Here is a 26691-nt window from a genome sequence, read left to right as displayed (position 1 = left end):
GATGGTGCCCCTGCTCGTCGCGGTCATCGGCGGCTACCTTCTCGGCTCGGTCCCGGTGGCGGTGCTGGTGGCCCGGGCGCACGGGTTCGACCCGCGTGAGGTGGGCGACCGCAACCCGGGCTTCTGGAACGTGCGGGAGCGGGCCGGCTCACGCGCCTCGGCGCCGGTCTTCGCCGGCGACATGCTGAAGGGCGTTCTCGCCGGGCTGCTCGGGCTCGCCGTCGGCGGCGCCCACACGGCGGGGCTCGGGGTCGTGGCCGGGCCCACTGTCCCGGTGGCGTACGCGGCGGTGGCGGCGGCAATGATCGGGCACGCGTGGCCGGTGTTCGCCCGCTTCCGGGGCGGCCGTTCGATCCTGACCTTCGCCGGGGGGTTCGCCGTCGTGTGCCCGCCCGCGTTCGCCCTCGCGGTCGTCCTGCTCGTGGGCGTGAGCCTGGCCTCCCGGTCGTTCGCGGCCGGCGCCCGCACAGGGGTGTTCGCCACGCCGGTGCTGCAGGCGCTGTTCGCCCCGCTGACGCACGTCGCGCTGACGGGCGCGCTCATGTGCCTCATCGGGCTGCGCTTCGGGATGGCGGCCCTGGCCGGTCGCCGCCGGCCGGGGGGACGGGACGGGCGGGGTAGGCGCGGCCGCGCCAGGCGCGGACCGGCCGCAGGGTCGCGTACGTGAGCCGGGCGGCCGTGGCGGGGTCGAGCAGGATCGACAGCGCCACCCCGGGCCCGGGACGCGCGTAGCTGCCCCGCAGGGCCCCCGTCAGCAGCGCCCGTACGGCGAGCAGCGCGAGGTCGAGCCGGGTCGGGCGGCCGGCGGCCAGCCGCAGCACGGGCAGGGCGGCGGTCAGCCAGACCACGGCGAGGTCGGCGGCCCGCCAGGCCGGGGACGTCACGTCGGCCAGCGGCAGGGAGCGCCCCCACTCCCGCCACACCTCCCCCGCCGACTCGTGCATGTCGACCTCCAGCAGGTCGCCGGCGTCGAGGAACCCCACCGACCAGCCTCCGGAGGCGAGCGTCCTGGCCAGCGCCACGTCGTCGGTCATGTGGCCGCGCACCCGCGCGAAGCCGTCGGCGCGGAGCATCCGGTCCCTGCGGAAGGCGAGACACTGGCCGTTCACCACGACGCGGCGGGGCGCCGGCGGGGACGGCGGCCCGATCGGCCCGAACCGGTACACGAGCGTGGCGAGGAACGACGCGTGCAGCGCCTGCTCGGCGAGGCCGTCGCAGACGAACCGCGGCCCTGCGCTGACCAGGTCGTGGCGGTCGAGGGCCGCCGTCAGCGCGCCGACCAGGCCCGGCCGGGGCCGCGCGTCGGCGTCGAGCGTGACGACGACCTCGCCGCGCGCCTCCCTGAGCCCCTGGTCGAGCGCCCACTGCTTGCCCACCCACCCGGACGGCAGCGGCCCGCCTCGCACCACCCGGGCGCCGTACGAGGCCGCGAGGGCCGCGGTGCCGTCGGCGGACTCGTCGTCCACCACCACGACCTCGGTCACGGCCGGGTCGGCCATGACGGCCTCCAGGCAGGGCCCGATCCGGCGTTCCTCGTCCCTGGCCGGGATCACGACCGAGACCGTGAGGCCGGGAAGCGGAGGGGCCGGGGCCAGCGGGGGCAGCCGGCGCCGCCCGCGTGCCAGTCTGGTGGCCACGGCCAGGGCGGCGAGCGCCTGGGCGCCCGCCAGCGCCCGCGCCGCGGCCGGCCTCGCCGCCGCCAGGGCGGCCAAGACCTGCGCGCCCACCGGCCGCCCCCCGTCCGGTCTCGCCGCCGCCAGGGCGGCGAGGGCCCGCGCGGACGGCCTCATGGGCGGGACCGCCGCAGGTCCGCCTTCACCAGGTCGGCGACGATGCGTCCGCCCATGGCCACCAGCGGGAGGCCGCCGCCGGGGTGCGCCGACCCGCCGGCCAGGTAGAGGCCGCGCCGGGGACCCCGGTTGCCGGGCCGCCGGAAGGGGGCGAGCGGCCCGCCGTACGCGCCGCCGTAGATCGCGCCGCCCCACGCCCCGTACCGGTCGCGCAGGTCGGCCGGGGTGAGCAGGTCGAGGAAGCGCAGCCGACCGGACAGGTCGTGGCCGCGCCCGGCCAGGCGTTCCAGCACCAGGTCCCCGTACGCCCGGGGGGTGAGCGGCCACCGGGAGGGATCGCCGGCCGGGACGTTGACGAGCATCACCCAGTTCTCCGCGCCGTCGGGGGCCTGGGTGGGGTCGTGCACCGCCGAGCAGCCGATGTAGACGGTCGGGTCCTCGGGCGGGCGGCGCCGGTCGAAGATGTCGGCGAACTCGCGCCGGTAGTCGGCGGAGAACACGATCGAGTGGTGCGGCAGCCCCTCGGTCCTGCCCTCGACCCCGGCGAGGAGGAGGAACGCCGACGAGGACGGCCCGAGGCGGGCGATCCGCCGCAGCCGGGCCCGGTCCGGCAGCAGGCGCCCGTACAGCGCGGCGGCGTCGGCGTTGACGACCACGACGTCCGCGGCGACCGTCTCGCCGTTTGCCAGGCGCACGCCGCGGACGCGCTCGCGGTCGGCGAGCACCGCGGCCACCTCGCCGCCGAGCCGGACCTCGACCCCTGCCTTGTCGAGCAGCACGGCCAGGGCGTCGGCGAGCCGGGGCAGCCCGCCGGGCACGTACCAGCCGCCGTCCCCGTGCTCGATCGCGGGGATGCAGCCGAGCGCGGCGGGGGCCCGGTAGGGGTTCGACCCCGCGTAGGTGGCGTACCGGTCGACGTACCGGCGCAGCCGGGGGTCCCGGAAGAACCGGCGGGCGAGCGCGTCGAGGGTGCGGCCGGGGGCGACCGCGAGCAGGTCTTTCGGCCGCGCCCCCGACGCCGCGAGGTCCCGGACGGATCCCGTGAGCGGCCCGGCGAAGAACGTCCGCATGGACGCCTCCAGGCAGCCCTCGGCCCACCGGTGGAACGCCCGCCAGTTGCGTCCCTCGCCCGTCAGCCGCTCGACCGCCGCCTCCGTCCGGTCCGCGTCCCGGTACGCCGGCAGGGTCGAGCCGTCCGGGAAGCGGTAGCGGCACAGCTCGTCGAGTTCGAGCAGGCCGAGGTCCACGCCGAGGTCGCGGAACAGGCCGGGCAGCGTGAGCAGCGAGGGCCCGATGGAGAAGGTGAAGCCGTCGCGGCGGTGCTCGGCGAGCTTCCCCCCGAGCCGGGGCAGCCGTTCGTACAGCCGGACGTCGTGCCCGTCCCTGGCGAGCAGCAGCGCGGCGACCATCCCCCCGACGCCGCCGCCGACCACGATCACGCCGGCCACGGACGCCTCCAGGCCAGCAGGGCGAAGGCCCCCATCGCGACGCCGCCCGCCGTCGCGACCAGCGGGTCCGGCGGCCGGAACACGGCGGCGAAGCCGAGGGTCTCCATCGCGGCCATGACCGTGTAGAGGACGACCAGGCCGGTGCCCGCCCGCGCGGGCCCGGCGACCCGGTCGATCACCGCCACGACCAGCAGGGACACCAGCAGCCAGCCGGCGAAGTCGCTCAGCGGGACGCCCCGGTACGGCCCCTGCTCGGCCCAGGTCCACAGCCCGAGGCGGAGCATCTGCGGGTCGAGGAACAGGTCCCAGGCCGTCAGGGCGGCGGCCCCCACGAGCAGCCGGGCGGGCCGGCTCCCCGGGACCGCCCGCCGGGCGACCGCGTGCGCGGCCAGGCCCATGCCACCCCAGGCGAGGGCCACGACCAGCGGGACGCCTCCCGGGTGCGGCCACAGCAGGCCGGTGTACCGGTACTCGCCGAACGGCAGGCCGGTCCTGGTCCCGGCCCACTCGGCGGCGTAGCCCACGGCCACGGCGGCGGCGAACGCGGCGAACGCGCGGCGCGGGGTGTGCGCCGCGCCGGCGAAGGCCAGCGCGGCCGCCGCCAGCAGGACGACGACCGCGCTCGTGAGCCTGAGGTCGCCCGGCCGGAGCCCGGAGGCGACCTGGGCGGCCACCATGGCCGCCAGCAGAAGCCCTCCCGCCGCCCTCAGCCCGCGTCCGCCTGCGGCCCCGGGCTCGTGGGGCCGGACGCCTGCGGCGCCGGGGCCGTCGTCTCCCGCCCTCTCCCCGCGGATCTCCCGTGTGTCCACACAGGGTCTTTCGAGCGGACCCCGTGTCTCAGATGCACCGGAAAGGCGGCGCCGTCACCAGCGGTGGTGGACCTGCGGCCGGATCAGCTCGTCGTACACGTCCCGGACGGCCGACTGCACCTCGGCGGACAGGGGCGGGAACTCGGCGGCGGCGGCGTTCGACCGGGCCTGGGCGGGGTTGCGGGCGCCGGGGATCACGGCGCTCACGCCGGACTGGTCGACGACCCAGCGCAGCGCGAACTGCGCCATCGTCATGCCCTCGGGCACGAGCGGACGCAGCCGGTCGACGGCCTGGAGTCCCACGCCGTACTCGACGCCGGAGAACGTCTCGCCGACGTCGAACGCCTCGCCCTGCCGGTTGTAGTTGCGGTGGTCGTCCTCGCCGAAGACGGTCTGCGGGCCGTACTTGCCCGACAGCAGGCCGCTCGCGAGCGGGACGCGGGCGATGATCCCCACGCCGGCCTTCTCCGCGGCGGGCAGCACCTCGTCGAGGGGCTTCAGCCGGAACGCGTTGAGGATGATCTGGACGCTGGCGACGCCGGGCCGGGCGATGGCGGTGAGGGCCTCGGAGACGGTCTCGACGCTCACGCCGTAGTTGGCGATCCGGCCCTCGGACACGAGGGTGTCGAGGGCGTCGAAGACGCGGTCGTCCTCGTAGACCGCGCTCGGCGGGCAGTGGAGCTGGACCAGGTCGAGGGTGTCGACGCCGAGGTTCTCGCGGGACCGGTCGTTCCAGGCCCGGAAGTTCTCCAGCGTGTACGCCTCCGGGGTCTGCGGCACCCGCCGGCCCATCTTGGTCGCCACCGTCAGGCCGGGACGCCGCTTGATCAGCTTGCCGACGATCCTCTCGCTGCGCCCGTCGCCGTACACGTCCGCGGTGTCGATGAACGTCACCCCGGCGTCGACCGCGGCGTCGAGCGTGGCCAGCGCGTCGGCCTCGTCCACCTCGCCCCAGTCCGCCCCGAGCTGCCAGGCTCCCAGCCCGACCACGCCCACCCGTCTGCCCGTCCTGCCCATCACGCGCTGTTCCATGGGCACCGATCGTAGCCGGGCCGCCCCGCCTCCCATGACCCGACGTGGGACGACGCCGGGACCCGGCGGGCCGGACGGCGATGGCCGGCCGGGGGGCGGTACCCGGAGCCGTCCCCGGCCTCAGCCCGCGGCCCGCGGCGCGAGGTGGCGCAGGAACCACCCGGTCGCCAGGCGGGCGACCTCCTCCAGCGCCCCGGGCTCCTCGAACAGGTGGGACGCATGGGGGACGATCTCCAGCGCGGCCCGCCCGCCCAGGCCGCCCACGGCCTCCCGGTTGAGGTCGGCCACGATCGGGTCCCGCTCCCCCACGATCAGCAGCGTCGGCTGGGTCACGGCCCGCAGGCGTTCCTCGGCCAGGTCGGGCCTGCCGCCCCGGGACACGACCGCTCGCACGGTGTCGGGCCTGGTGGCCGCGGCGACCAGGGCGGCCGCGGCCCCCGTGCTCGCGCCGAACAGGCCGATGGCGAGGCCCCGCGTGAGCTCGTCGCGCGGCAGCAGGTCGGCGACCGCGCCCACCCGCGCCGCCAGAAGGGCGATGTCGAAGCGCAGGTGTCCCGTCCGCGCGTCGACGCGCTCCTCCTCGGCCGTGAGCAGGTCGGCCAGCACGGTCGCGAGCCTGGCCCGGCGCAACTCCCGGGCGACGAACCGGTTGCGCGGGCTGTGCCGGCCGCTCCCGCTGCCGTGCGCGAACAGCACCACCCCCGTGGCCCCCTCGGGGACGGCGACGTCGGCGTCCAGCACGACGCCGACGGCCGGCATCCGGACGCTCACCTCGACCTCGTCCATGGCGCCCTCCTCGCCGGATGGACGAGGCGGCGTACCCGGACGGGAGGGGCGCAAACCTCCCGGCGTCAGGTGCGGCGCGAGCGCATGGCCTTCAGGACCCGGACGCCCCCGGCGCCCGCGACGAGCCGCCGGTACTCCGCCGACTCCATCGGGCACAGCGCGACCCGGCCGGCGGCGTCGAACAGCAGGCCCCAGCCGTGCCGCCTCGGCAACGGGGAGGCCCGCAGGCACGCCTGGGACCGGGAGAAGAACGCCTCCCGCAGCTCCCACCTCCGGTCCTCCGCCAGGCCCGGCGGGTCCGGCGGGAGGTCGTCCCGCCGGCGCAGCCAGGTCTCGAAGAGCACGTCCTCCTGGGTCAGGCCGTGGGGGGCGGCGGAGATCATCTCGTACTGCAGGACGGCGACGGTCGCCCTGCCGCCGCGCGGGCGCGGCACCTCGGACGCCGTCACCGGGCAGTCGTCGGCGACGGCGATCAGCGTCGAGCGGTAGTTCAGGTCGTCCGGCACGGGCCCATGATGCACGACGGGGGACGGGCTTTCAGCTCGCGCCGGCGACCCGGCCCCCGCACGACGGCACGCGTCACCCGCTCGCGGCGAGGAAGTCGCGCAGCCAGTGGTAGCTGGCCTTGGGAGTGCGCACCTGGGTGCTGTAGTCGACGTGGACCAGCCCGAACCGGGCGGCGTACCCGCGCGCCCACTCGAAGTTGTCGATCAAGGACCAGCAGAAGTAGCCGCGGACGTCGACGCCGGAGTGGATGGCCTCCCGCGTGGCGTCGATGTGGTCGCGCAGGTAGTCGAGCCGGCCGGTGTCCTCCAGCGCCCCGTCGTCCCCGTAGCCGTTCTCGGTGACGTACACCGGCGGCAGGTCCGGGTAGCGGCCGGCCAGGCCGACGAGGGTCTGGTGGAGCCCGTCGGGCTCGACCACCCAGCCCAGCCCGCTGAGGCGGGCCTCGCGGGGGGTCACCGCCCGGACGCCGATGTCGTCCGCCGTGCGCAGCGCCGGGTCCGGCTCGTCGTACGGCGCCGCCTCCACGTGGATCCGGTAGTAGTAGTTGACGCCGAGGAAGTCCAGCGGCGCCCCGATAACGTCGAGGTCCCCCTCCCGCCGGAAGGAGAGGTCGCTGATGGCGCCGAACGTGTCGGCCATGTCGGCGGGGTAGGTGCCGCCGAACAGGGGCTCGGTGAACTGCCGGTTGACCAGCAGGTCCATCCGGCGGGCGGCCGCCGCGTCCTCGGCCGACGAGGTGGCGGGCACGGTCGGGGACATGTTGAGCGTCACGCCGATCCGCTGCCCCGGCCGCGCGCGCTCGCGCAGCCGGCCCACGGCGAGGCCGTGGCCGAGCAGCAGGTGGTGGGCCGCGGCCAGCGCGCCGTGCCCCTCCCGCGCGCCCGGCGCGTGGCGGCCCTCGCCGTACCCCACGATGGACGAGCAGTAGGGCTCGTTGAGGGTGATCCAGTGAGACACGCTGTCGCCCAGCGCGTCGTACACCACCTCGGCGTAGTCGGCGAAGCGCTCGGCGGTGTCGCGCGACCGCCACCCGCCCCGGTCCTCCAGGGCCTGCGGCAGGTCCCAGTGGTAGAGGGTCACGAACGGCTCGATGTCGCCCTCGCGCAGCGCGTCCACCAGTCGCCGGTAGAAGTCCAGCCCCCGTTGATTGACCCGGCCGCCCCCCTCGGGCAGCACCCGCGGCCACGCCACCGAGAATCGGTAGGCGCCCGCGCCCAGCTCGGTCATGAGATCCACGTCCTCCTGCCAGCGGTGGTAGTGGTCGCAGGCGAGATCCCCCGAGTCGCCCCGCGCCACCGCGCCGGGCACCCGGCAGAAGGTGTCCCAGATCGACGGCCCCCGGCCGTCCTCGGCGGCCGCCCCCTCGATCTGGTACGCCGCGGTGGCCGTCCCCCAGACGAAGCCGGCGGGGAAGGCCGCCCGCTCCGCGAGGCGCTGCTCGACGGCGGTCATGCCCCCGCCCGGCGGCCCGTACGACCCGTACTCCCCGTACGGCCAGTGGGGTCGGTCGGCGGGCGCAGTCGTGCGGCAGGCACCTGGGATCTCCTTGAGGCATGCGAGAAGGAATCGGTGACTGCGAGACGCGACGGCCGGACCCGCGGCAACGGAAAGCCTCGGCCGAGATGACGGCCATCACAACCAAAGAAGGGCCACGTGTCAAGTCACGGATACGTAACGCGTCATAACGGTTGACACGCTGGGGATTCACAAAGTATTTTGCCTGAAACCGGTTACATGAAACCGGTTACAGCGAGATGCGATACGTTTTGGTCCGTGGCAACGATCAGAGAGCTGGCCCGGTTGTGCGGGGTGTCGCCGGCGACGGTGTCCCGCGTGTTCAACAGCCCGGAGGTGGTTAACCCCAAGACCAGGGAACTGGTGCTGCGGGCCGCCGAGCGGATCGGCTACCTGCCGAACGAGTCCGCCAGGACGCTGGCCACCAAGAGGTCGTTCATGGTCGGGCTCGTCTGGGACACCGACCACCGGCGCCCGGGGTGGCGGCACCCGTTCTTCCAGGACATCCTGATCGGCCTCAAGACCGCGCTCAGCGGGCGGGGCTACCACCTGCTGATGCTCGCCACCAACGACGGGGGCCGGCCTGACGCGCACCTGCGCGCCGTCCGGCGGCACAACCTCGACGGGGTCGTGCTGATCGACAACGGCACGTGGGACCCGCCCCTGCGCACGCTGGCCGAGTCGGGCGTGCCGTGCGTGTCCCTCGACCGTCCCGTCGAGGGCCCGCGTACCACGTACGTCACCTCGGACAACGTCGGCGGGGCGGCCGCGGCCGTGCGGCACCTGCACGAGCGGGGACGGCGGACCATCGCCACGATCGCCGGTCCCGAGCGGACGCGGCCGGGGGCCGAGCGGCTCCAGGGGTACCGCGCGGAGATGGCCCGGCGCGGCCTGCCGTACCGGCCCGAGCACGTGGTCCAGGGCGACTTCTACCTGGCCGGCGGGTATGCCGCCATGCGGCGGCTGCTGGAGGCCGAGGAGCGGCCCGACGCCGTGTTCGCCGCCGGCGACGAGATGGCGATCGGCGCGCTGCACGCGATCGCCGAGGCGGGCCTCAAGGTCCCCCAGGACATCGCGGTCGTCGGGTTCGACGACATCGAGCCTGCCGCGCTCGTCCCGCCCGGCCTGACCACCGTGGCCCAGGACACGGCCGGCTTCGGCACGGCCGCGGCCGAGGCCGTGGTCACCATGATCGACGGCGGCGACCCCCCTCCCCCGCGCGTCCTGCCCACGACCCTCGTCGTCCGCGGGTCCACCGGCGGTCCCCTGCGCGGGGAGCGGTAACGGGGCCAGTGGCAACGCCACGCCCAAGAGTCCGCACGGCTCGAACCCGTCCTGACCGGCGCCCCGCGTCCCCGTGCGGCGGCCGTCAGACGCGGACGGCGGCTCTCGCGGCCGGACGGGGCTCGCAGACGAGCCGGATGTCCTCGGGCAGGCCGATGACCTGGACCTCGCCGCTGCCCTCGCGGGCGTCGAGGTCGACGCGCGTCCCGGCCAGCGGGATCCTCGCGATGTGGAGGTCGCCGAACCCCTCGGGCAGCACCGGGGAGATCCACACCGTGCGGCGGGGCACCCAGGGGTCGATCCGCAGCAGCATCCGCACGAGCTGGATCGGCGTCGCGGCCGCCCACGCCTGCGGCGAGCACGAGGTCGGGTACGGCACCGGCATCGGGAACTCCTCACGGGAGAACCCGCAGAACAGCTCGGGCAGCCGGCGGTTGAAGACCTCGGCGGCCTCCAGCAGGCCGGCGGCGATCCGCCGCGCCTCGTCCACGAAGCCGTACCGCATGAGCCCGGCGGCGACGAGGGCGCTGTCGTGGGGCCACACCGAGCCGTTGTGGTAGCTCATCGGGTTGTAGGCGCCCATGTCCGAGGCGAGCGTCCGGATGCCGAAGCCGGTGAACATGGCAGGCGACATGAGGTGCCGGGCGACGGACTCCGCCTTGTCCTTGTCGACGATGCCCGACCACAGGCAGTGCCCCATGTTGGAGGCGAGGGCGTCGATCGGCCGTCCCTCGTGGTCGAGGCCGACGGCGTAGTAGCCGCGGCCGGGCAGCCAGAACCGTTCGTTGAACGCCTCGCGCAGCTCGGCCGCCTTCCGCGTGTACCGGCGCTCGGTCTCGGTGTCGCCCTCCTCCTTGGCGAAGTAGTGCCGGGCGATGTAGGCCGCGTACACGTACCCCTGGACCTCGGCCAGCGCGATCGGCGGCCGGGCGATCGCGCCGTCGGCGAAGTTGACGCCGTCGAAGGAGTCCTTCCACCCCTGGTTGAGCAGGCCCTGGTCGGTCTTGCGCCGGTACCACAGGAAGCCGTCGCGCATGCCGTACCGCTCGATCCACTCGAGCGCCGCGTCCACGTGCGGCATCAGGGTGTGCAGGACGTCGTGGTGCAGGCCCCACCGGCGCAGCTCGCCGAGGAGGATGACGAACAGCGGGGTGGCGTCGACCGAGCCGTAATAGGGGTGCGCTCCCACGCCGTCCACGGCGACGCCGTACCGGAGCTCGTGCATGATCTTGCCGGGCTCCTCCTCGCTCAGCGGGTCGGTCTTCGTGCCCTGCAGCCGGGCCAGGCGGCGCAGCGTCCCGTACGCCAGGTCGGGGTCGAGCGGGAGGGCCATCCACGAGGTGATCAGCGAGTCGCGCCCGAACAGGGTCATGAACCAGGGCGCCCCCGCCGCGATGGTCGGCGGCAGCTCGGGGTGGTCGGGGTCGTACAGGCGCAGCGCGCCGAGGTCGGTCCGCGACTGGCTCAGTATGGCCCCGAGCGCGCGGTTGGCGGTCGTGACCCTCGGGCTGAGCCGGTCCCACTCGGCCAGGCGGCGGGCGTGCTCCGCGTGTTCGAGCGCCCGGCGGCCTCCGGCGAACCACGGCTCGCTCTCGACTCCGTCGATGATGGGCCTGACCTGCACGCACTCCTTCCACTCCCCTCGCGGGGGCACCACCACGTGGAAGATCAGCATGCGCGGGGCGGTCACCACGATGACCTCCGCGCCGTTCTCCGCGCCCACCACGCGCACGCCGCGGCGCTTGCTGGGCGAGAACATGCGCAGCGCCCGCTCCTCGGCGTCGGTGACCACGTCGGCGACCCAGTGGACCCGGTGGGTCTTCACCTCGAACAGGTCGCACACGTCGGAGCCGACCAGCAGCGTCACCACGCAGCCGGCCGGCTCGTCGGCCATGTTGCGCAGGACGATCTCCTCGGCGAGCCCGCCGCCCGTGTACCGGTCCCGCATCACGAGCAGCGTGCTCTCCGCCTGCCCCCGGCGCGGGGCGGCCCGGCCGATGAAGGTCGCGTGGTACGGCTCGGCCACGAGCACCTGCAGCTCCTCGACCTGCCTGTCGTCCACCCGCAGTTCCAGATGGGACAGCAACCGCGTGTCCGCGTAGTACACGCCGTGCGGCCGGCCGGGGAGGATGTCCCCGTTGCGGGCCGACACGCAGAACGAGCCGCCGGAGACGAGCGTCAGTGCCGCGCCTCCGAGCGCCGTGGGCTGTCCTTCGAACGTCCATCCGCTCACGATCCCGAACCCCCACCGAGGTGCCAGATACCCCGATTGTGACATTTTGTCCGTTTCATTGGATTAAGGCAGGATCAATACCGCGCTATGGTCGGGGCATGAGCGATCACCGGCTCGTCGAGGCGGGGGGCCTGCGGCTGGCGTACCGGACGTGGGGCGACGAGGGCGGGACGCCTGTGGTGCTGCTGCACGCCCTAGGCAAGGACGCGTCCGACTGGGACGGCCCGGCCGCCGCCCTCGCGGCCGACGGCCACCGGGTGTACGCCCCCGACCTGCGGGGCCACGGGTCCTCCGGCTGGCCGGGCGTCTACTCCTTCCCCGTCATGCGCGACGACGTGGCCGCGTTCCTCGACGCGCTGGGGCTCGCCGTGGCCGACGTGGTCGGCCACTCGATGGGCGGGGTGGTCGCCTACCTCCTGGCCGCCTCCCACCCCGGCCGGGTCGGCCGTCTCGTGCTGGAGGACGTCCCGCCGCCGCTGCCCCGGCCCCGGACCGTCCCGGAACGGCCGGAGGGGCCGCTGCCGTTCGACTGGGAGATGGTCCTCGCGATCCGGGCGCAGGTGGACGACCCCGACCCGGCCTGGCTGGAGGCGCTGGGCACCGTCGCCGCCCCCACGCTGGTGGTGGCCGGCGGCCCGGACAGCCACATCCCGCAGGACCGGCTCGCCGAGATGGGCCGGAGGATGCCGGACGCCCGGGTGGTCACGATCCCCGCCGGGCATCTGGTGCACGAGAACGCCCCCGAGCGGTTCGCCGAGACCGTCGTCGCCTTCCTTCGCCGCTGACTCCCTCCGTCTCGCGGACGGCGACGACCAGGCGGGGAACATAGGAGGCCGGAGCCGGGGAATGGCGCGTGCATGGATGAGAGCCGTCGCCGGCTCCGGCGCAGCCCGGAGCGGTACCAGTGGGAGAAGGACCGGGCGCTGCTGCCCGAGTCGGAGCGCCGCAGGACCGGCGCCACCGAGCACGACACCGGCCTCCGCAAGGAGGATCTCGACTTCGACATCGACTACGACACGGCCCCGGCGGACGCTGAGCTGGCCCGGCGCTTCGGGGTGCCGGAGGGGACCAAACTGCTGCACCGGCGCTACCGGACGCAGGAGGCCGACGACGAGGCCACGCTGAGCCTGGTGAACTCCTGGCTGGTGCACGACATGGTGGCCCGCAACCCCGACCTGCTGAACCCGGAGAACGAGCCGTGGCCGGGAGGCACCCAGCACCAGCTCAGGACCGTGGGCATCGAGGTCGACCGCGTGGTCGACGAGGTCGTCAGCCGGCGGCCGGAGCCGGGCGAGGCGGAGCTTCTCGGCGTGGCGCCCGACGCGCCGGTCCTGGTGCTGCGCAAGACGTCGATCGACACCCGCGATCGGGTGGTGGAGGTCTCCGAGGTCAGCCTTCCCGGCGACCGCGCGGTGATCGTCTCGACCACGCGCCTGCGGCCCTGGCCCACGTGACCTGGTGGGGATTTGCCGGCCCTTGACCTCGTGTTTCCTACTGTGCCTCCATGCGGAAATGGGTCGGTGTGAACGGCTACGAGGTGGACTGCGTCGTCCTCGACGGCCGCGGCCTGCTGCGCGTCCGGCACCTCGGCTACCACGTCGGCTTCTGCGCCTCGGTGGCCGAGGTGGCCCGGTACGTCGACCTGGCCGACCTGGTCGAGGTCGTGGAGCTTCCCCCCGTTGGTACGGACTGAGCGCCCTGCGCCGCCCGTCCCGGGCCCGCGGCCTCCCGGGACACGGCGAGGGGTGAGCCGGGCCGTCCGGCTCACCCCTCGTCAGCGCGGCTCTCAGGTCCAGTCGCTCATCCAGTCGTTGTCCTCCGACTCGGCGCTCTTGGCCTTCTTGTTCTTCGCCGTGGTCTTGCTCTGGGGCTGCAGCTTGGTCTGCGGCCAGGCGAAGGAGTCGGCGAACTGCTGGCCGAACACCGGGGGCATCTTCAGCTGCGAGCCCTGGTTGCCGCCGGCCGGCGCGTTGTTCTTGTTGATCGTCGGGCCGAACCCCGAGTTGTTCGAGGGCGCGCCGCCCTCGCCGAACGACGGGACGACGCCCGCGCTCTTGGCGGGGGCGCCCTTCTTGGTGATGGTCGGGCCGACGCCCGAGCTGTTCGTCGGGTTGCCGCCGGTCAGGAAGACGTCCTGCGGCTGGCCGGCGCCGCTGTCGTCACTGTCGTTGCGGCCCTTGCTGTCGTTGGCGCCCTTGCTGCCGCCGGACGCGGGACCGATCTTGGTGCCCTTGCCCTTCAGCACGTCCAGCGCCTTGCTGGCGATGAGCTCCGGGTCGTCCGGGTTCTTCATGGCGATCTGGGCGATCTGCTTGCCCGGCGCCATGGCGCTCTTGGACGCCGGCGCCGGGTCGGCGGGCGTGGAGGAGACCGGCCCGGACAGAAGGGCGGCAGCGAGGACAGCAGTGCATATAGGCATGAGATTCCCCCAGTTAGTGGTTGGACGGTACGAGAACGACGTTATGCACGGCATGCCGGGCGATCACGGACCCGACGCCCAGTGTCCGGTCAAAGAAAGAGAATTAGCCGTTTCAGGGACATTGACCCACGTCAGAGACGGATCGACCGGGCCAGAATGCGACGAGGGGCGAGCCGCGGTCGCGGCTCGCCCCTCGTGAGAAGGTGCGTGGACGGCGCCTACTTCGGCAGCAGCACCTTGTCGATGACGTACACCGTGGCGTTGCGCGTCGGCACGTCGCCGCACAGCACGTTCGCATCGTTGATCTTGTAGTTCTGCCCGGAGCCGGTGACGGTCAGGTCGGTGCCCTGGAGCGTCGTGATCTTGCCGCTCTGCAGGTCGGCGGGCGTCTTGCGGCCCTTGGCCACGTGGTAGCTGAGCAGGGTCGTCAGCGCCTTGCGGTCCGACAGCGTCTGGTTGAGCTTCTTCTTCGGGAGCTTGTCGAACGCCTCGTTGGTGGGCGCGAAGATCGTGATGTCCTGCGCGCTGTTGAGGGTCTCGACCAGCCCGGCCTTCTTCACGGCGCTGGCCAAGGTGGACAGCGACGGGACGGAGCCGAGCGCGGTCGCGACCGGCTCGCTCGCGAGCTGGGTCAGGCTGCCGCGGCCGGACGCCGGGAACGAGGCGCAGCCGGCCCCGAACGGCGAGGCGGAGGGCGACGCGCCAGGCGACGCGCCGGGCGACGCCGACTCGGTGGCGGCGCTCGTCTCGGCGCTGGCGGTCTCGGAGACCGTGTCGGTCGCGGTCTCGTTGGCCGCGGCGGGGGCGGCCGACTTGCCGTTGCCCTGGCCGCCGCACGCCGCGCACAGCGACAGCGCCACGGTCAGCGTGGAAAGGGCGAGAAGACGGGTCTTCATTGTTTCGTGTTTCCTTCGTGGTGAGAGGTCGTTGCTCGCCGGCGCGGCGTCCGGGACGGACGTCGGCCGGCGCCGCCCGCGGCGTGGCCGCCGGTGCGGCCGGTCGTGGCCCGCGGGCCCGCCCCGCTCGTCGCGAATGGGCGCGGTCGTGGTCGTGTGCTGCTGGTGGGCGGGTCGTGTGCTGGTGGTGTGCTGCTGTGGGCGGGTCGTGGTCGTGGGAGTGGGCCCGTCACGCGCCGGACGCACCCGGTCGGGTTGCGCATGGCACGGGACTCGGCGGCGCCGTCATCGGGGCGCGCGGGTGACGCATGACGGACCGCGGGCCACAGGCGGACGGAACGCCCCGTGAACGCAACGCGCCGTACCCGGAACGCGCTGTGATCGGAACGCGGCGCGGATGAGCCGCGGGGACGCGTGCCGGAAGGGACGAACCCGGGCGGTCATCCCGTGGCGGGAGTCCGCCGCCGCACACCGGCGCCCCGGCTCTCGCCGGAACCCCGGGGCGCGGGCTCGTGCCGGCCGCGGCGGACATACGTGCCGCGTGTCCTCGCGGTTCGGCGGCCGTTCCCGCGGCTCACCGCTCGTTCCCGCGGCTCACCGCTCGTTCCCGCAGCTCACCGCTCGTTCCCGCAGCTCACCGCTCGTTCCCGCAGCTCACCGCTCGTTCCCGCGGCTTAACACTCGTTCCCGCAGCTCGGCGCTCGTTCCCGCAGCTCGGCGCCTGTGCCCGCGGCATCCCGCCGTTCCGCGGCCGGCTGCCGGGACGGCGACCCGCTCGGGGCCGCGTCCCCCGCCGTCACATGGTCGTCGGCGTCACGGCGTCACCCGCGCCGCCGCACACGTGCCGGCATGGGCCCGCGGGCTCGCGCTAGGGACGCAGCGGCGGGACCACCTGGGACACGGGCGCCGCGACCTGCCGCGGGAGCAGGGGAGCCTGCTGGACGTGAACCGGCGACTTCGGGTGCACCGCGGCCGGAGCCTGCTGCGGCAGGTGCCGCGGCGTCTGCTGCCCCTGGACGGGCGACTTCGGGTGCCGCACCACGGCGGGCGCCTGCTGCGGCAGGTGCTGCGCCGCCTGATGCCCCGTCTGCTGGGCGTGGGCCGGGGACTTGGGGCGCTGCTCGCCGGCGCTGTCCCGGGTGTGGGCCGGGGCGTTCGCCGCCTGCCCGGCGGACGAGGTAAGGGAGTGCAGCGCGGCCGCCCCGGCGCTCCCCTGCGTCTTCGGATGGCCCGTGGCCTTCGGGTGCTTCGGCCCGCGCGGCACGGTGTGGTGGCGTGGACGGCCGAAGCCCGGGTACGACTGCGCCACCTGCACCCCCTGGAACGGATTCAGCGTGAACGTCTTGATCGGCTGACCGGGCGCCCCGTTCGACACCACCGGCTTGATCAGGAGATCGTGCGTCTTCGGATTGATCATCGGGATGGCCAGGTCGTCGTCCTGCTTCCCGGCGGCCGTGTCACCGGCCTTGTCCCCCGTCTTGCCGCCGGTCGTGTCTCCCGCCTTGGTCGCGGCCTTCTCTCCGGCTGCGTCCCCGGCCCCGATGCCGGCCGTGGCCCCCGGCTTGTCCTCGAAGGCTGCCGGAGGCAGCACGATCGGAGCCTCCACGGGCTCTCCGCCCATGCCCGGCATGCCCATGCTCGCCGCGCCCCCCGGCTGCAGGGCGGCCAGCGGCTGCTGCGGCTCCGACGGCGAGCTCTTCTCGATCTTCTTGGCGACCGCCTTCGGGGCGCCAGGGCCCGGATCAGGAGGTGCGGCGGCGGGCCCGGACAGGAGGGCGGCGGCCAGTACGGCCGTACAGATAGGCATGAGACTCCCCCGAGGTCGTTGACGATACGAGCACGACCGTAAGCGCCGCAGGCCGGGTGCTCACGCATCCCACGATCAATGTCCGGTCAAACATGCGGATCAGCCGCTTCACCCGCAAAGACCCCATCGCACCCCGGCGGACGGTCAGGAACCGGGCGCCCGGCCGCCGCGGAACCGGCGGATCAGCTCCCCCCGGGAGGCGATGCCGAGCGTGGCGAAGATGTTGCGCACGTGGTAGTCGACCGTACGGGGGCTGACGAACAGACGGGCCGCCACCTCGCGGTTGGTCGCCCCCTCGGCGATGAACCGGGCGATCTGGAGCTGCTGGGCGGTGAGCCCGGCCGCGTCCCCGGTCCCCGGCCCGGCCACGGTCTCGCCCGTGGCCCGCAGCTCGCTCCGGGCCCGCTCCTCCCACCGGGCGGCCCCGAGCCGTTCGAAGATCTCCAGGGCCTCCCGGGCGTGGTGGCGCGCCTGGCCCCGGCGGCGCTGCTTGCGCAGGTGCGCGCCGTAAAGCAGGGCCGTGCGGGCCCGCTCGAAGTCGCGTTCGCTCCGCGCGTGCAGGTCGAGGGCCCTCCGGAAGTGGCGGTCGGCGTCCCCCGGCTCCGCCGGCTCGGCGAGCAGGGCCAGGCACCGCTCGACGAGCGCGAGGGCCCACGTGCTCTCGACGGTCTCGGCCCACGTCCGGAACCTCGCGAGAGCCGCGCCCGCGCGCCTGCGGTCGCCGCTGCGGGCGGCGGCCTCGGCGAAGTGCGGGGCCGACAGCAGCGTGATCGCCCGATGTCCCTGGCCCGGGCCGGCCTCCGCCATGCGGGCCAGGCGCTGGGCCGCCTCGCCGTACCTGCCCTGCGACAGGTCGCCGAACGCGAGCGCCCAGGTGGCGACGGCCCAGGCGAGGCCGAGGTCGTGCTCGCGGGCCCGGGTCATGGCGTCGCGGGCCCGTTCGCGGCAGGCAGCCGTGTCGCCCTCGATCGCGGCGTGCAGAGCCAGCAGCGCGCGCAGGTGGCAGGCGCAGTTGAGCTGGCCGGTGTCGGTCGCCAGCCGCAGCCCCTCCAGGGCGTTCGCCCCGGCGATCGCCAGCCTGCCGCTCCACAGCTCGGTGTGGACGAGCAGTTCGACGGCCTGCGGCACGGCCGTGACCGCCCCGCGCGCCCGGGCGATCGCGGCGGCGCGCGCGGGCAGGGCGTGCGCGAGCGCGTCGTCGCCCACGAGCAGCGCCGCCGTCGCCGCCCAGACCAGCGCGTCCGGGTCGTCGACCCGCTCGGCGATCCGCAGGGCCTCCCGCAGCGGACCGACGGCGCGCGGCAGGTCGCCGCCGACCGCGTCCGCGATCCCGGCCAGGTACGCGCGGATGAGGGCGGCCCGGTCGCCTGGCACGTCCGCCGCCTCCTCCGCCCTGCGGGCCACCGCGGCCAGCAGGCGGTCGTCGCCCGCGTACGAGGCCGCCTCGGCGGCGCCCATCAGCGCGCGCAGCGCAGTCTCGGGCTCCACGCGGCCGGCGGCCGACACGAGCGACCGGTAGGCGTCCCCCGTCACCCCGCCGCGCAGGTCGACGGTCCCTCGCAGGAAGTCGATCTCCCCGAGCATCCGGGTGTCGCCCGCGGCCTCGGCGGACCGCCTCGCCTGGTCGAGCAGCCGTACGGCGGAGCCGGTGTGACCGGCGAGCCACCGGTCCCAGGCGGCCACGACGAGCCGCCGCCCGCGGGCCGGCTCGGACCCGGTCAGTTCGGCCGCCCGCTCCAGGGCCACGGCCGCGGCGGCGTATCCGCTGCGCACCCGGGCGCGGCCCGCGCTCTCCTCCAGTTCGGCGGCGAGGCCGTCGTCGGGTTCGAGCGCGGCGGCCGCCCGGTGCCAGGGCCGCCGGTCCCCCGGTCCCGACACCTCGCCGAGCACCTGGTGCGCCCACCTCCGGCGGGCCAGCCCCGCGCCCTGGTAGACGGCCGACCGCATGAGCGGGTGCCGGAAGCGGACACCGGCCTCCGACACCTGGATCAGCCCGGCCGACTCGGCGGGCTCGATGGCCGACACGTCGATGCGGACGTGCGCCGCCGCCCGCAGCAGGGTCCCGGCGTCCATCTCGGCCTCCGCCGCCGCGAGCAGCAGCAGGCTCCTGGTGGGTGCGGGCAGCCCCGACACCCGTTCCAGGTAGGCCCTTTCGAGCCCCGGCCCGATCGGCAGCGGGTGCGGCAGCGCGACCCGGCCGGCGAGCTGGTCGGGGGTCAGGGCGTCGACGACCTCCCCGAGGGCAAGCGGGTTGCCCCGGGTGTGGGCCACCAGCCGGTCCCGTACGGCTGTCGCGACGGGTCCCGCGGCCCTCGACGTGATCAGTTCGTCGCACGCCCCGGGCGTCAGCCCTTCGACCGGCAGCGCGGGCAGTCCCGACAGCGGCGAGGGGTGGCCGGCCCGGACGGCCGCCAGCAGCACGACGCCCTCGGCCTCGAACCGGGCCGCCGCGAAGGCGAGCGCGTCGAGCGAGGGGGCGTCCAGCCAGTGGGCGTCGTCCACCAGGGCGAGCACCGGGCCGCGTTCGGCCAGCTCGGACAGCAGGGTGAGCACGGCGACGGAGATCAGGAACCGGTCCGGGGACGGCCCCTCCGCCTGCCCGAGCGCCGCGCCGAGGGCCTTTCGCTGCGGCGACGGCAGGCCGCCGACCAGCCGGGTGACCGGGCGGAGCAGCCGGTGCAGCCCCGCGAACGGCAGCCGCGACTCCGACGGCACCCCTCGCGTGGTCAGCACGGCGAACCCCCCGCGTCCGGCGCCGCCCGGCGGGGCGGCCGCCGCGACGGCAGGCTCTCCGATCGCACGACGGCATCGGGGGTCCGCACCCGTGTCCGGGGCGCCGGCCGCGCGGGCGAGCGCGCAGCCGAGCAGGGCGGTCTTGCCCGCGCCCGGCTCTCCGATCAGCACGCGCACGGCGCTGCGCGAGTCGGCGGCGGCCGCCTCGATGAGGGCGTCGAGCTCGGCCCGTTCCGCGGCGCGGCCGTACAGGAGAGGCGGTGTGACGCCGATCACAGGTCTTAAGTTACTCGCGAGTTAAGCGCTCGTGAATAAGGGCCTTTCTCGAAGAAATCGCGTTTTTCCGGACTGTACGAGCGCGTGACGGTCTCCCCCTCCGCGCCTTCGCGGCAGGTGAGGCCGCCGGTCCGCGGATGACCGGCGACTTCACCGGTGTGCGCGCAGCCGGGTCAGCCGGACTCTTTCGGCACCGCAGCCCCCTGGCGGGCCGCCCCGAAGGAGGACCCCCATGTCACGTGCATCACGGCTGGCCTGGACGTCGGCGCTGCTGGCGGCGCTGACCGTCCTGTCCCCGTTCGCGCCCGCGAGGGCCGCGACCCCCGACCCGGTGGTGTTCGTCCACGGCTGGGCCGGAGCCGACTGGAACTGGGCCGCGATGAAGTCGGACTTCCAGCACGACGGATGGCCCGCCGACCGGCTCTTCGTCTGGGGCTACAACTCGACGCAGTCGAACGTGACCACGGCCGACCAGCTCGCTGCCTTCATCCGGCAGGTGCGCGCCCAGACCGGCGCGGCCAAGGTGGACATCGTGTCGCACTCGATGGGCGGGCTGTCCTCGCGCTGGTACCTCAAGTTCCTCGGGGGCACGGCGTACGTCGACGACTGGGCGTCCATCGGCGGCCCCAACCACGGCACCAACGCGTCGTACCTGTGCGACCTGCTGATCGTGTCCTGCGGCGAGATGAACTACGACTCCTCGTTCCTCAGGCAGCTCAACGCGGGGGACGAGACGCCCGGCCCGGTCAACTACGGCACGTTCTGGTCGTCCTGCGACGAGATCATCAACCCGGACGGCAGCGTGCGGCTCGACGGCGCGGTCAACACGAACGTCGGCTGCATCGGGCACCTGTCGCTGCTGCTGGCGGGATCGGTGTCCCAGAAGGTGAGGGACTTCGTCCGCTGACCGCCCGCCCAGGCGTCCGCCCCCCGCCGGAACCCCGCCGTCCCGCCCGGGATCCGGCGGGGGCGGACCCGTCACGCCGGGGGGGACGGGTTCAGGCGGGAAGCGCGTCTCCGGGGAACGAGCGGCCGGGATGGACCTCGTAGGTGAACACGCCCGCCTTGACTCCGGGGTCGTCGTCCATGATGCGGGCCGTCTCCTCGGGCGTGGCGTCGAACAGGCCGATCCCGCTCCACCCGCTGTCGTCGGTGATCGGGCAGACGATCGCGAGCACGCCGCGCTCCCGCAGCTCGAAGTTGCGCCGGCCGTGCTCCCAGACCACGGCGTCGGCGCCGGGCTCGTTGCGCTTCGGGGTCGCCCTGAGCAGCACGACCGTGTACGGCCTGGACTTCGTGAGCATCTCGCGCATGTGGTCGTCGGTGATCTCCGCCATGGCCCTGGCCTCTCGTCGCGGGACGTCGTTCGGCGGCGATGCTAGCCGCCGGGACCGACGAAACGGGAGGAGCGCCGTTCAGACCGGGACCCGGATCTCGATCGGCACCACCATGGGCTCCTCAGGAGGGAGCGGCGGAAGGGGCCTGTCCTGGAAGTGACGCTCCAGCGCCCGGCGGAGACGGCCCAGCGCCTCGTCGACCGTACGGCCCTCACAGGCCATCTCGACCTGCACGCATCGGGCGCAGTAGAGGTGGTCCCCCGCCTTGCTGACGGTCGCGGTCATTTTCACGGTCCGCCCCATGTGCGTCACATTACGCCGCCGGATCCAGGGCCGGTCCGGGCCGGGGACAACGCCTCGGAGATCCTCGTCCCCAATGTAGATGAACCTTTCACCCGCCAATGGAGATATTTCTCACAACACGTAAACCACCGAATTGACCTGCGGAAACGCGCCACGCTGAATGACCCCTAGGGCGATTCGACGCCCTGAAGTGGTTTTCACTCCATTCGAGGCGGTAAGCCATGAGGGTTCGTTTACGCGATGAAGGAGGAACGGATGATCACGCGCGAGCAGATCTCCATGGTCCTCGACCACCCGGTGTACGACCCGAACGGAGACAAGGTCGGCGAGGTCAAGAACGTCTTCCTCGACGACGCGACCGGGCGGCCCGAGTGGCTGTGCGTGAAGACGGGTCTGTTCGGGACCAAGCGGGCCTTCGTCCCCTTCAAGGACGCCGACTGGGTCGCCGATCACGTCGAGGTCCCGTACGAGAAGGCGTACGTCAAGGACGCCCCCTCGGTGGCCCCGGACGACGACGGCCACCTCTCCCCCGAGCAGGAGCACGACCTCTACAGCTACTACGACCTCGACTGGCCCACCTCCCTGCGCGAGGACCCGCCCGGCCTGCCCCTCTGGGACCCGGCCGGTGAGAGCCCGGTCCTCGCCGACGAGCCCGCCACGGCCGGCGGCGAGGCCGGCGGCCTCAGGCCGGACGGCGAGACGCGGCACCGGGAGGGCGACCCGGCCGGCGAGCGACGCCTCCCGTACGACGACCCGTACGGCGCGTACACCGGCGCAGGCACGGACGTGCGCACGGACGCGAGCAGGGACGCAGGCACACGCGCGGACACGGACGCCGGCACCGGCACGGACGCAGGCATCGGCAGCGTCCCGGACGCGGACGCGAGCCGGGACGACCGGCGCGGCGGCACGGAGGGCGACGCCGGGAGCGGGCGCCACGCCCACTGATCCCGGACCTGCCCGCTGTTCCCACCCGGCCGGCTTCCGGGCCGGATCCGGGGCCGGCTGCCGTGCCGGAATCGGTGCGGGCCCCGGGCGACGGCGGGGCCACGCGCGTCCCTGAACCCGACGCGCGGGACGGGACTCGTGGACGCATTCCGGCGGCGTGCGGGCGCCCGCGCGCGGCCGGTACCACGGCGGACACGACGCAACCCACGGTGGGGACTCCTTCGAATGCCTGGTAGACATACCAGGAGACGCTCGCCCTGACCCCTGCGAGCCGACGACAGGAATCCCATGGCCGACCAGATCGACCCGTCCGAGAGCTTCGCCGTGTCCCTAGGGCTGCACGAGGACTTCATCGTCGCCCGGGCCTCAGGTGATCTGGACTACCACCACGCCGGGCTGTTCCACAAACAGGTCAAGGAGGCCTGGGAGGCGGCGCAGCCCGCCGCGCTGATCCTCGACCTGAGCGAGATCACGTTCTGCGACTCGATGGGCGTGGGCGTGCTCGTCATGCTGCTCAACCAGAGCCGTGAGCAGGACAGCCCGCTGGTGCTCACCGGGGTGCCGCCCCATCTGGGCCGGATCCTCACCATCACCGGGCTGCGCGCCGCCTTCCTCGTCGAGCCGACACTGGACGACGCGATCGAGGCCGCCAGGAAGGGCCCGGTCCCCGGGCAGCGCCCGCAGTCCGAGGACACCGCCTCCGCCTGACCGGGACAGCGCCGTCTAGGCGATTCGTCCTGGTGAGGAGGCGACATACCGCTCTGCCGGAGGGACCTCCCCCGCTTCTAGCGTCGAGGCGTACGCCACGCCCGGCCCGTGAAGGGGGACCTCCCGATGGCATCCGATCTGACCACCTCCCCGAACTCCACCCGTTCCCGTACGGCTTGGGGGCTGCGGCTCCTGGCCGTCCTCGGTTCCGTCGCCGCGGCGCTGGCCGTGTGGGCCGTCGCCGGCCCGGTCGCCGGAGTCGACCTTCGCGCGTCGGCCGGAACGGGCGTCCAGAACGTCGGGGCCGTGGCCGTCGCCGTCACCAGCGCACTCTGCGGGCTTCTCGCCCTTGCCCTCATCGCCCTGCTGGAGAGGAACGTGCCGCGGCCCCGCGCCGCCTGGCTCGTCATCGCCGCGGCCGTGTTCGCCGTCTCCCTCACCGGCCCGCTCGGCGGCGTGACCGGGGGCGCGAAGGCGGCGCTGGCCTGCATGCACCTCGCCGTGGCCGCCGTGCTGATCGGCGGGCTCACCGGCACCGTGCGGCGGACGGGACGCGACCGATGACGCGGCCCCTCGCGCCCACCGGCCGACCCCAGTCCGTAGGGCCGAACGCGCCGGCCCACCCGCGAAACCGTCCGATGCCCGGTGCCGCGGCCGTCCCCACCGCGACGACCGCCACCCCGGCGCAGCCGGTCCTCACCGCGACGACCGCCACCCCGGCGCGGCCCTCTCAGCCGCGCCGCAGGGGATGTCAGTGACGCCGCCGGTCCCGAAGGCACCGGACGTCCCCGCACCGCGGGTACCGTCGCGACCTTCCGGGACGGCGCCGCCGCCCGCGGACCATGACCGTGACGGACGGACGTCACGGGACACCGGATCACCGGAGCGCGCAGGCGCGCCGTCGCCGCAGCGATCGTGGACGCCCATAATGGCGGGCATGGCGGCCTTCTCCCCCCAGCGGAACGGCGCGTGCCGTCCGCGGGGATGGCGGGCGCTCGTCGAGGGGCCGCTGCCCGCGCTGGCGCTGGCGGCGCTGCTGCTCGTCGCCCCGCTGGCGTCCGCCGGGGAGGCGGGCCCGGCCTGGGCCGTCTGGGCGGCCGCCGCCGTCGCGGGCGGGTCGTTCGTCACCGCCCTGACGTCCGCGCGCCGTCCCTGGGCGGTCCGCAGGCGCATCCCCCAGGCGCTCGTCCTGCTGCTGGCCGCCGTCACGGTGGCCGCGACCGCCGCCTTCCCCGCCGGGGACTGGTTCACCCTCTACAGCCTGCTCGCCGTGGCCGTCGCCGCCGTGATGCCGCTGCGCGCGGCTCCCGTGCTGATCGCCGTGACGGCCCTCGCCGGAGGCGTGACGCAGGCGGCGGTCTCCGGCTCCTGGAGCGACGCGCTCTGGGGCACCGGGGTGACCTCGATGCTCGCAGGGATGACCACGTACGGCTTCCGGCGCATGGCCGAGGTCATCGCCGACCTGGCCCGCACCCGCGAGCAGCTGGCCGCCTCCGCCGTCTCGGCGGAGCGGCTGCGCTTCGCCCGCGACCTGCACGACCTCCTCGGGCACACGCTCTCGATGGTCGTGGTCAAGGCCGAGGCCGTACGGCGACTCGCGCCGCGCGACACCGCCGCGGCGGTGCGGCACGCCTCGGACATCGAGGCCATCGGGCGGCAGGCCCTGACCGAGGTGCGGGAGGCCGTCACCGGGTACCGGGACGCGAGCCTCGCCTTCGAGCTCGACACGGCCCGGGCCGCCCTGGCGACGGCCGGCATCGAGTGCGTGGTCGAGGAGTCGGGACCGGCGCTGTCCCCGGAGACCGACATGCTGCTGAGCTGGGTGGTCCGCGAGGGCGTGACCAATGTCGTGCGGCATTCGGGGGCGCGGCGGTGCCGCATCACCGTCCGCCGCGACGTCGACCCGGTCCTCGCGGAGATCCGCGACGACGGCGCGGGAGGCGATCCGGCGGCCGCGTCCGGGAGCGGGCTGCGCGGCCTGCGCGAGCGGCTGGCGGCGGCCGGGGGCCGGTTGCGCGCGACGAGCCTTCCGGGCGGGTTCGTCCTCGCCGCGGAGGTCCCGCACGCCGGAGTGGAGGGAGGGCCATGACGACCCGAGTGCTCATCGTCGAGGACCAGGGCATGATGCGGGACGCCCTCGCCGCGCTGCTCGACCTGGAGGACGACCTCGAGGTGGTGGCGCAGGTCGGCTCCGCCGAGGAGGTCATGCCGGCCGCGACGCGGGTCCGGCCGGACGTCGTCCTGCTCGACATCGAGCTGCCCGGCGGGAGCGGGCTCGACGTGACGGCCGACCTGCGCGCCGCGCTGCCCGGGTGCGCCGTGGTCATCGTGACCACGTTCGGCCGGCCGGGCTACCTGCGCCGGGCGCTCGACGCCGGGGCCCGGGGCTTCGTGGTCAAGGACCGGCCGGTCGACGAGCTGGCCCAGGCCGTACGGCGGGTCCTCGCGGGCGAGACGGTCGTCGACCCCGCGCTGGCCGCGGCGGCCCTGAGCGCCGGGCCGAGCCCGCTCACGCCGCGCGAGCGGGAGGTGCTGATCGCCGCCGCGGACGGGTCGACGGCCGCCGACATCTCGGGGCGCCTCCACCTGTCGGAGAGCACGGTCAGGAACCACCTGTCGTCCTGCATCATGAAGACCGGCACCCGCAACCGCATGGAGGCCGTCCGGGTCGCGCGGCACAGCGGCTGGCTCTGACGGCGGCCCGCGCCGGGGCCAGGCGTGGCGGACGTCGTCAGGCGTCGTCCTCGTCCTCGCCGAGGACGTCGGCGGTCCTGCTCGCGCTGCCGCGGACCCTGCGCTGCTCCCGGTCGATCTCCGCCTCCGGGGCCTCCTCCAGCCCCACCAGCCGGGTCAGCAGGTACTGGTCGTTCTCCAGGCCCAGGTGGCGGGCGACGGCGGCGAGCACGTCGTTCTGCGCGTCGATCTTCGCCTGGAGCGCGCGGCTGTCGCGGTTCTGGCTCGACTGGATCACGAAGACCATCACGAACGTGACGATCGAGGAGATGGTCGAGACGGGAAGCTGGTAGCCGGTGTTGCCGTAGCCGCCGGACACGAACAGCCCGCCCACCACCCAGGCCAGCGCGAGGAGCGCGGCGATCAGGATCGCCGGGAAGGAGCCCGCCATCGCCGTCGTGCGGGCGATCCCCCGGGTGATCCGGGTGCTGCGGTCCTGGGGCGCCGACGGCGACGTGCGCGGGTCGTCCTCCGTGCGGTCATGCCGGATCGCCATGGCGTTCCTCCCTTCTGCCGAGCAGCGTGGCCTACCCGTGCCGTACGGCATGATGCGGGCTTCGCACACTGAGAAGCAGCAGGTCAGCCTGCATCGGACGACAAGGCCTGGGAGGAGCGGCGGGCCCGCCCCCCGGTACCGTTGAGACACGCGCCCAGGAGGGAGGCTTCCCATGCCGGACGTGGTGAACGCGGTGAGCGTGGTGGACCGTTTCTTCACGGCCTACAACGCCCACGACCCGGAGGCGGTCCTGAGCTGCTTCGCCCCGCAGGCGGCCTCCGTGGGACCTCCCGGGCAGAGCGACAACCGGGACCAGATCCTCTCCTACCACGAGCTCATCTGGACGGCCTTCCCGGACGTGACGCTCACCGTCTGGCAGACGATCACGGAGGGCGACGAGGTCGCCGCCACGAGCATGGCCGCAGGCACGCACACCGGACCGTTCACGCTGCCGGACGGCGAGGTCCTCCAGGGCACCGGCCGCCGCGCCACCGCCCGCGTCTGCTGGGTCTTCGGGGTCGAGAACGGCCTGATCGTCAGCCAGCAGGTCTTCTACGACCAGCTTGAGGTGTACGCCCAGCTCGGGCTCTCCTGCCCGGCGCCCGTCCACCGTCCCTGAACGCCCTCTTGC

Annotated in this window: 27 protein-coding genes; 12 read left to right on the top strand and 15 right to left on the bottom strand. The window is 74.3% G+C overall.

The window, feature by feature from the left end:
- Position 1: 1 nt before the first annotated feature.
- The gene (locus tag Mco01_RS19425; RefSeq protein WP_204058314.1) at positions 2-667 is read left to right on the top strand and encodes a glycerol-3-phosphate acyltransferase; all 666 of its coding nucleotides are present in this window, start codon (positions 2-4) and stop codon (positions 665-667) included.
- On the opposite strand, the gene Mco01_RS19420 is transcribed toward Mco01_RS19425, so the two are convergent.
- The 7 genes from Mco01_RS19420 to Mco01_RS19390 form a co-directional block, all read right to left on the bottom strand.
- Entirely contained in the window at positions 549-1790 is a 1242-nt protein-coding gene (locus tag Mco01_RS19420) for a glycosyltransferase family 2 protein (protein ID WP_239103741.1), read from the bottom strand. The two genes, Mco01_RS19425 and Mco01_RS19420, sit on opposite strands and share 119 nt — an antisense overlap.
- Entirely contained in the window at positions 1787-3238 is a 1452-nt protein-coding gene (locus Mco01_RS19415; protein WP_239103740.1) for a phytoene desaturase family protein, read from the bottom strand. The genes Mco01_RS19420 and Mco01_RS19415 overlap by 4 nt, the downstream gene beginning before the upstream one ends.
- Entirely contained in the window at positions 3226-4047 is an 822-nt protein-coding gene (locus Mco01_RS19410) for a carotenoid biosynthesis protein (RefSeq protein WP_239103739.1), read from the bottom strand. Before Mco01_RS19410 ends, Mco01_RS19415 begins: the two co-directional genes overlap by 13 nt.
- Before the next feature lie 54 nt (positions 4048-4101).
- Positions 4102-5079: an aldo/keto reductase gene (locus Mco01_RS19405; RefSeq protein WP_204058313.1), complete on the bottom strand. Its 978-nt coding sequence runs from the start codon at positions 5077-5079 to the stop codon at positions 4102-4104.
- Between the two features lie 120 nt (positions 5080-5199).
- The gene (locus Mco01_RS19400; protein ID WP_204058312.1) at positions 5200-5865 is read right to left on the bottom strand and encodes a dienelactone hydrolase family protein; all 666 of its coding nucleotides are present in this window, start codon (positions 5863-5865) and stop codon (positions 5200-5202) included.
- A 65-nt stretch (positions 5866-5930) separates the two neighbouring features.
- The gene (locus tag Mco01_RS19395; protein ID WP_204058311.1) at positions 5931-6371 is read right to left on the bottom strand and encodes a DUF6157 family protein; all 441 of its coding nucleotides are present in this window, start codon (positions 6369-6371) and stop codon (positions 5931-5933) included.
- A gap of 73 nt (positions 6372-6444) precedes the next feature.
- Positions 6445-7824 carry a GH1 family beta-glucosidase gene (locus Mco01_RS19390; RefSeq protein ID WP_204058310.1) on the bottom strand — a complete coding sequence of 460 codons (1380 nt, stop codon included), beginning with the start codon at positions 7822-7824 and terminating at the stop codon, positions 6445-6447.
- A 321-nt stretch (positions 7825-8145) separates the two neighbouring features.
- Here Mco01_RS19390 and Mco01_RS19385 point away from each other — a divergent pair, with 321 nt between their 5' ends.
- Positions 8146-9171 (top strand): LacI family DNA-binding transcriptional regulator, encoded by a 1026-nt coding sequence (locus Mco01_RS19385; protein WP_204058309.1) that lies wholly within the window; start codon positions 8146-8148, stop codon positions 9169-9171.
- A gap of 85 nt (positions 9172-9256) precedes the next feature.
- Here Mco01_RS19385 and Mco01_RS19380 read toward each other — a convergent pair whose 3' ends face one another.
- Positions 9257-11404, bottom strand: coding sequence for an amylo-alpha-1,6-glucosidase (locus Mco01_RS19380; RefSeq protein ID WP_204058308.1), 2148 nt, complete (start codon positions 11402-11404; stop codon positions 9257-9259).
- Between the two features lie 98 nt (positions 11405-11502).
- Between Mco01_RS19380 and Mco01_RS19375 the strand changes: the two genes are divergently transcribed.
- From Mco01_RS19375 to Mco01_RS19365, 3 genes are all read left to right on the top strand, one after another.
- The gene (locus tag Mco01_RS19375; protein ID WP_204058307.1) at positions 11503-12189 is read left to right on the top strand and encodes an alpha/beta fold hydrolase; all 687 of its coding nucleotides are present in this window, start codon (positions 11503-11505) and stop codon (positions 12187-12189) included.
- Positions 12190-12261: 72 nt separating this feature from the next.
- Positions 12262-12858 (top strand): UTRA domain-containing protein, encoded by a 597-nt coding sequence (locus Mco01_RS19370; RefSeq protein ID WP_204058306.1) that lies wholly within the window; start codon positions 12262-12264, stop codon positions 12856-12858.
- Between the two features lie 50 nt (positions 12859-12908).
- Complete coding sequence (locus Mco01_RS19365) at positions 12909-13097, top strand: transposase (protein WP_204058305.1); 189 nt, start codon at positions 12909-12911, stop codon at positions 13095-13097.
- 93 nt (positions 13098-13190) lie between these two features.
- On the opposite strand, the gene Mco01_RS19360 is transcribed toward Mco01_RS19365, so the two are convergent.
- From Mco01_RS19360 to Mco01_RS19345, 4 genes are all read right to left on the bottom strand, one after another.
- Positions 13191-13823, bottom strand: a complete 633-nt coding sequence (locus tag Mco01_RS19360) for a hypothetical protein (protein WP_204058304.1) — start codon at positions 13821-13823, stop codon at positions 13191-13193.
- A gap of 218 nt (positions 13824-14041) precedes the next feature.
- Positions 14042-14719 carry a fasciclin domain-containing protein gene (locus Mco01_RS19355; RefSeq protein ID WP_204058303.1) on the bottom strand — a complete coding sequence of 226 codons (678 nt, stop codon included), beginning with the start codon at positions 14717-14719 and terminating at the stop codon, positions 14042-14044.
- An 868-nt stretch (positions 14720-15587) separates the two neighbouring features.
- Entirely contained in the window at positions 15588-16526 is a 939-nt protein-coding gene (locus Mco01_RS19350; RefSeq protein ID WP_204058302.1) for a hypothetical protein, read from the bottom strand.
- 144 nt (positions 16527-16670) lie between these two features.
- Positions 16671-19535, bottom strand: coding sequence for a LuxR C-terminal-related transcriptional regulator (locus Mco01_RS19345; RefSeq protein ID WP_204058301.1), 2865 nt, complete (start codon positions 19533-19535; stop codon positions 16671-16673).
- 232 nt (positions 19536-19767) lie between these two features.
- Here Mco01_RS19345 and Mco01_RS19340 point away from each other — a divergent pair, with 232 nt between their 5' ends.
- The gene (locus Mco01_RS19340) at positions 19768-20442 is read left to right on the top strand and encodes an esterase/lipase family protein (RefSeq protein WP_204058300.1); all 675 of its coding nucleotides are present in this window, start codon (positions 19768-19770) and stop codon (positions 20440-20442) included.
- Between the two features lie 91 nt (positions 20443-20533).
- On the opposite strand, the gene Mco01_RS19335 is transcribed toward Mco01_RS19340, so the two are convergent.
- Positions 20534-20872, bottom strand: coding sequence for a YciI family protein (locus Mco01_RS19335; protein WP_204058299.1), 339 nt, complete (start codon positions 20870-20872; stop codon positions 20534-20536).
- Positions 20873-20950: 78 nt separating this feature from the next.
- The gene (locus Mco01_RS19330) at positions 20951-21175 is read right to left on the bottom strand and encodes a type II toxin-antitoxin system HicB family antitoxin (RefSeq protein WP_204058298.1); all 225 of its coding nucleotides are present in this window, start codon (positions 21173-21175) and stop codon (positions 20951-20953) included.
- A 255-nt stretch (positions 21176-21430) separates the two neighbouring features.
- Between Mco01_RS19330 and Mco01_RS19325 the strand changes: the two genes are divergently transcribed.
- From Mco01_RS19325 to Mco01_RS19305, 5 genes are all read left to right on the top strand, one after another.
- The gene (locus Mco01_RS19325; protein WP_204058297.1) at positions 21431-22123 is read left to right on the top strand and encodes a PRC-barrel domain-containing protein; all 693 of its coding nucleotides are present in this window, start codon (positions 21431-21433) and stop codon (positions 22121-22123) included.
- Between the two features lie 288 nt (positions 22124-22411).
- Complete coding sequence (locus tag Mco01_RS19320) at positions 22412-22831, top strand: STAS domain-containing protein (protein ID WP_204058296.1); 420 nt, start codon at positions 22412-22414, stop codon at positions 22829-22831.
- A 126-nt stretch (positions 22832-22957) separates the two neighbouring features.
- Positions 22958-23395, top strand: coding sequence for a DUF6069 family protein (locus tag Mco01_RS19315; protein ID WP_204058295.1), 438 nt, complete (start codon positions 22958-22960; stop codon positions 23393-23395).
- Positions 23396-23768: 373 nt separating this feature from the next.
- Positions 23769-24920 (top strand): sensor histidine kinase, encoded by a 1152-nt coding sequence (locus tag Mco01_RS19310; RefSeq protein ID WP_204058294.1) that lies wholly within the window; start codon positions 23769-23771, stop codon positions 24918-24920.
- On the top strand, positions 24917-25525 hold the full coding sequence (locus tag Mco01_RS19305) for a response regulator transcription factor (RefSeq protein ID WP_204058293.1): 609 nt from the start codon (positions 24917-24919) through the stop codon (positions 25523-25525). Before Mco01_RS19310 ends, Mco01_RS19305 begins: the two co-directional genes overlap by 4 nt.
- Positions 25526-25562: 37 nt before the next feature.
- Here Mco01_RS19305 and Mco01_RS19300 read toward each other — a convergent pair whose 3' ends face one another.
- On the bottom strand, positions 25563-26060 hold the full coding sequence (locus Mco01_RS19300; RefSeq protein ID WP_204058292.1) for a low affinity iron permease family protein: 498 nt from the start codon (positions 26058-26060) through the stop codon (positions 25563-25565).
- Between the two features lie 172 nt (positions 26061-26232).
- Between Mco01_RS19300 and Mco01_RS19295 the strand changes: the two genes are divergently transcribed.
- A complete protein-coding gene (locus tag Mco01_RS19295; protein WP_204058291.1) occupies positions 26233-26679 on the top strand; it encodes an ester cyclase in 447 nt (148 codons plus the stop codon).
- The last annotated feature ends 12 nt before the right edge of the window (positions 26680-26691 follow it).

The sequence above is a fragment of the Microbispora corallina genome, assembly GCF_016863035.1.
Classification (GTDB): Bacteria; Actinomycetota; Actinomycetes; order Streptosporangiales; family Streptosporangiaceae; genus Microbispora; species Microbispora corallina.
This window is presented reverse-complemented; position numbering and strand designations above follow the sequence as displayed.

Bases quoted from the DNA above. Each gene is read 5' to 3' on its own strand.
- Mco01_RS19295 (WP_204058291.1), top strand. From the start codon at position 26,233: ATGCCGGACGTGGTGAACGCGGTGAGCGTGGTGGACCGTTTCTTCACG.
- Mco01_RS19420 (WP_239103741.1), bottom strand. From the start codon at position 1,790: ATGAGGCCGTCCGCGCGGGCCCTCGCCGCCCTGGCGGCGGCGAGACCG.
- Mco01_RS19400 (WP_204058312.1), bottom strand. From the start codon at position 5,865: ATGGACGAGGTCGAGGTGAGCGTCCGGATGCCGGCCGTCGGCGTCGTG.
- Mco01_RS19330 (WP_204058298.1), bottom strand. From the start codon at position 21,175: ATGGGGCGGACCGTGAAAATGACCGCGACCGTCAGCAAGGCGGGGGAC.
- Mco01_RS19365 (WP_204058305.1), top strand. From the start codon at position 12,909: ATGCGGAAATGGGTCGGTGTGAACGGCTACGAGGTGGACTGCGTCGTC.
- Mco01_RS19405 (WP_204058313.1), bottom strand. From the start codon at position 5,079: ATGGAACAGCGCGTGATGGGCAGGACGGGCAGACGGGTGGGCGTGGTC.
- Mco01_RS19350 (WP_204058302.1), bottom strand. From the start codon at position 16,526: ATGCCTATCTGTACGGCCGTACTGGCCGCCGCCCTCCTGTCCGGGCCC.
- Mco01_RS19340 (WP_204058300.1), top strand. From the start codon at position 19,768: ATGTCACGTGCATCACGGCTGGCCTGGACGTCGGCGCTGCTGGCGGCG.
- Mco01_RS19325 (WP_204058297.1), top strand. From the start codon at position 21,431: ATGATCACGCGCGAGCAGATCTCCATGGTCCTCGACCACCCGGTGTAC.
- Mco01_RS19300 (WP_204058292.1), bottom strand. From the start codon at position 26,060: ATGGCGATCCGGCATGACCGCACGGAGGACGACCCGCGCACGTCGCCG.
- Mco01_RS19310 (WP_204058294.1), top strand. From the start codon at position 23,769: ATGGCGGCCTTCTCCCCCCAGCGGAACGGCGCGTGCCGTCCGCGGGGA.
- Mco01_RS19360 (WP_204058304.1), bottom strand. From the start codon at position 13,823: ATGCCTATATGCACTGCTGTCCTCGCTGCCGCCCTTCTGTCCGGGCCG.
- Mco01_RS19355 (WP_204058303.1), bottom strand. From the start codon at position 14,719: ATGAAGACCCGTCTTCTCGCCCTTTCCACGCTGACCGTGGCGCTGTCG.
- Mco01_RS19390 (WP_204058310.1), bottom strand. From the start codon at position 7,824: ATGACCGCCGTCGAGCAGCGCCTCGCGGAGCGGGCGGCCTTCCCCGCC.
- Mco01_RS19315 (WP_204058295.1), top strand. From the start codon at position 22,958: ATGGCATCCGATCTGACCACCTCCCCGAACTCCACCCGTTCCCGTACG.
- Mco01_RS19375 (WP_204058307.1), top strand. From the start codon at position 11,503: ATGAGCGATCACCGGCTCGTCGAGGCGGGGGGCCTGCGGCTGGCGTAC.
- Mco01_RS19320 (WP_204058296.1), top strand. From the start codon at position 22,412: ATGGCCGACCAGATCGACCCGTCCGAGAGCTTCGCCGTGTCCCTAGGG.
- Mco01_RS19305 (WP_204058293.1), top strand. From the start codon at position 24,917: ATGACGACCCGAGTGCTCATCGTCGAGGACCAGGGCATGATGCGGGAC.
- Mco01_RS19370 (WP_204058306.1), top strand. From the start codon at position 12,262: ATGGATGAGAGCCGTCGCCGGCTCCGGCGCAGCCCGGAGCGGTACCAG.
- Mco01_RS19425 (WP_204058314.1), top strand. From the start codon at position 2: ATGGTGCCCCTGCTCGTCGCGGTCATCGGCGGCTACCTTCTCGGCTCG.
- Mco01_RS19335 (WP_204058299.1), bottom strand. From the start codon at position 20,872: ATGGCGGAGATCACCGACGACCACATGCGCGAGATGCTCACGAAGTCC.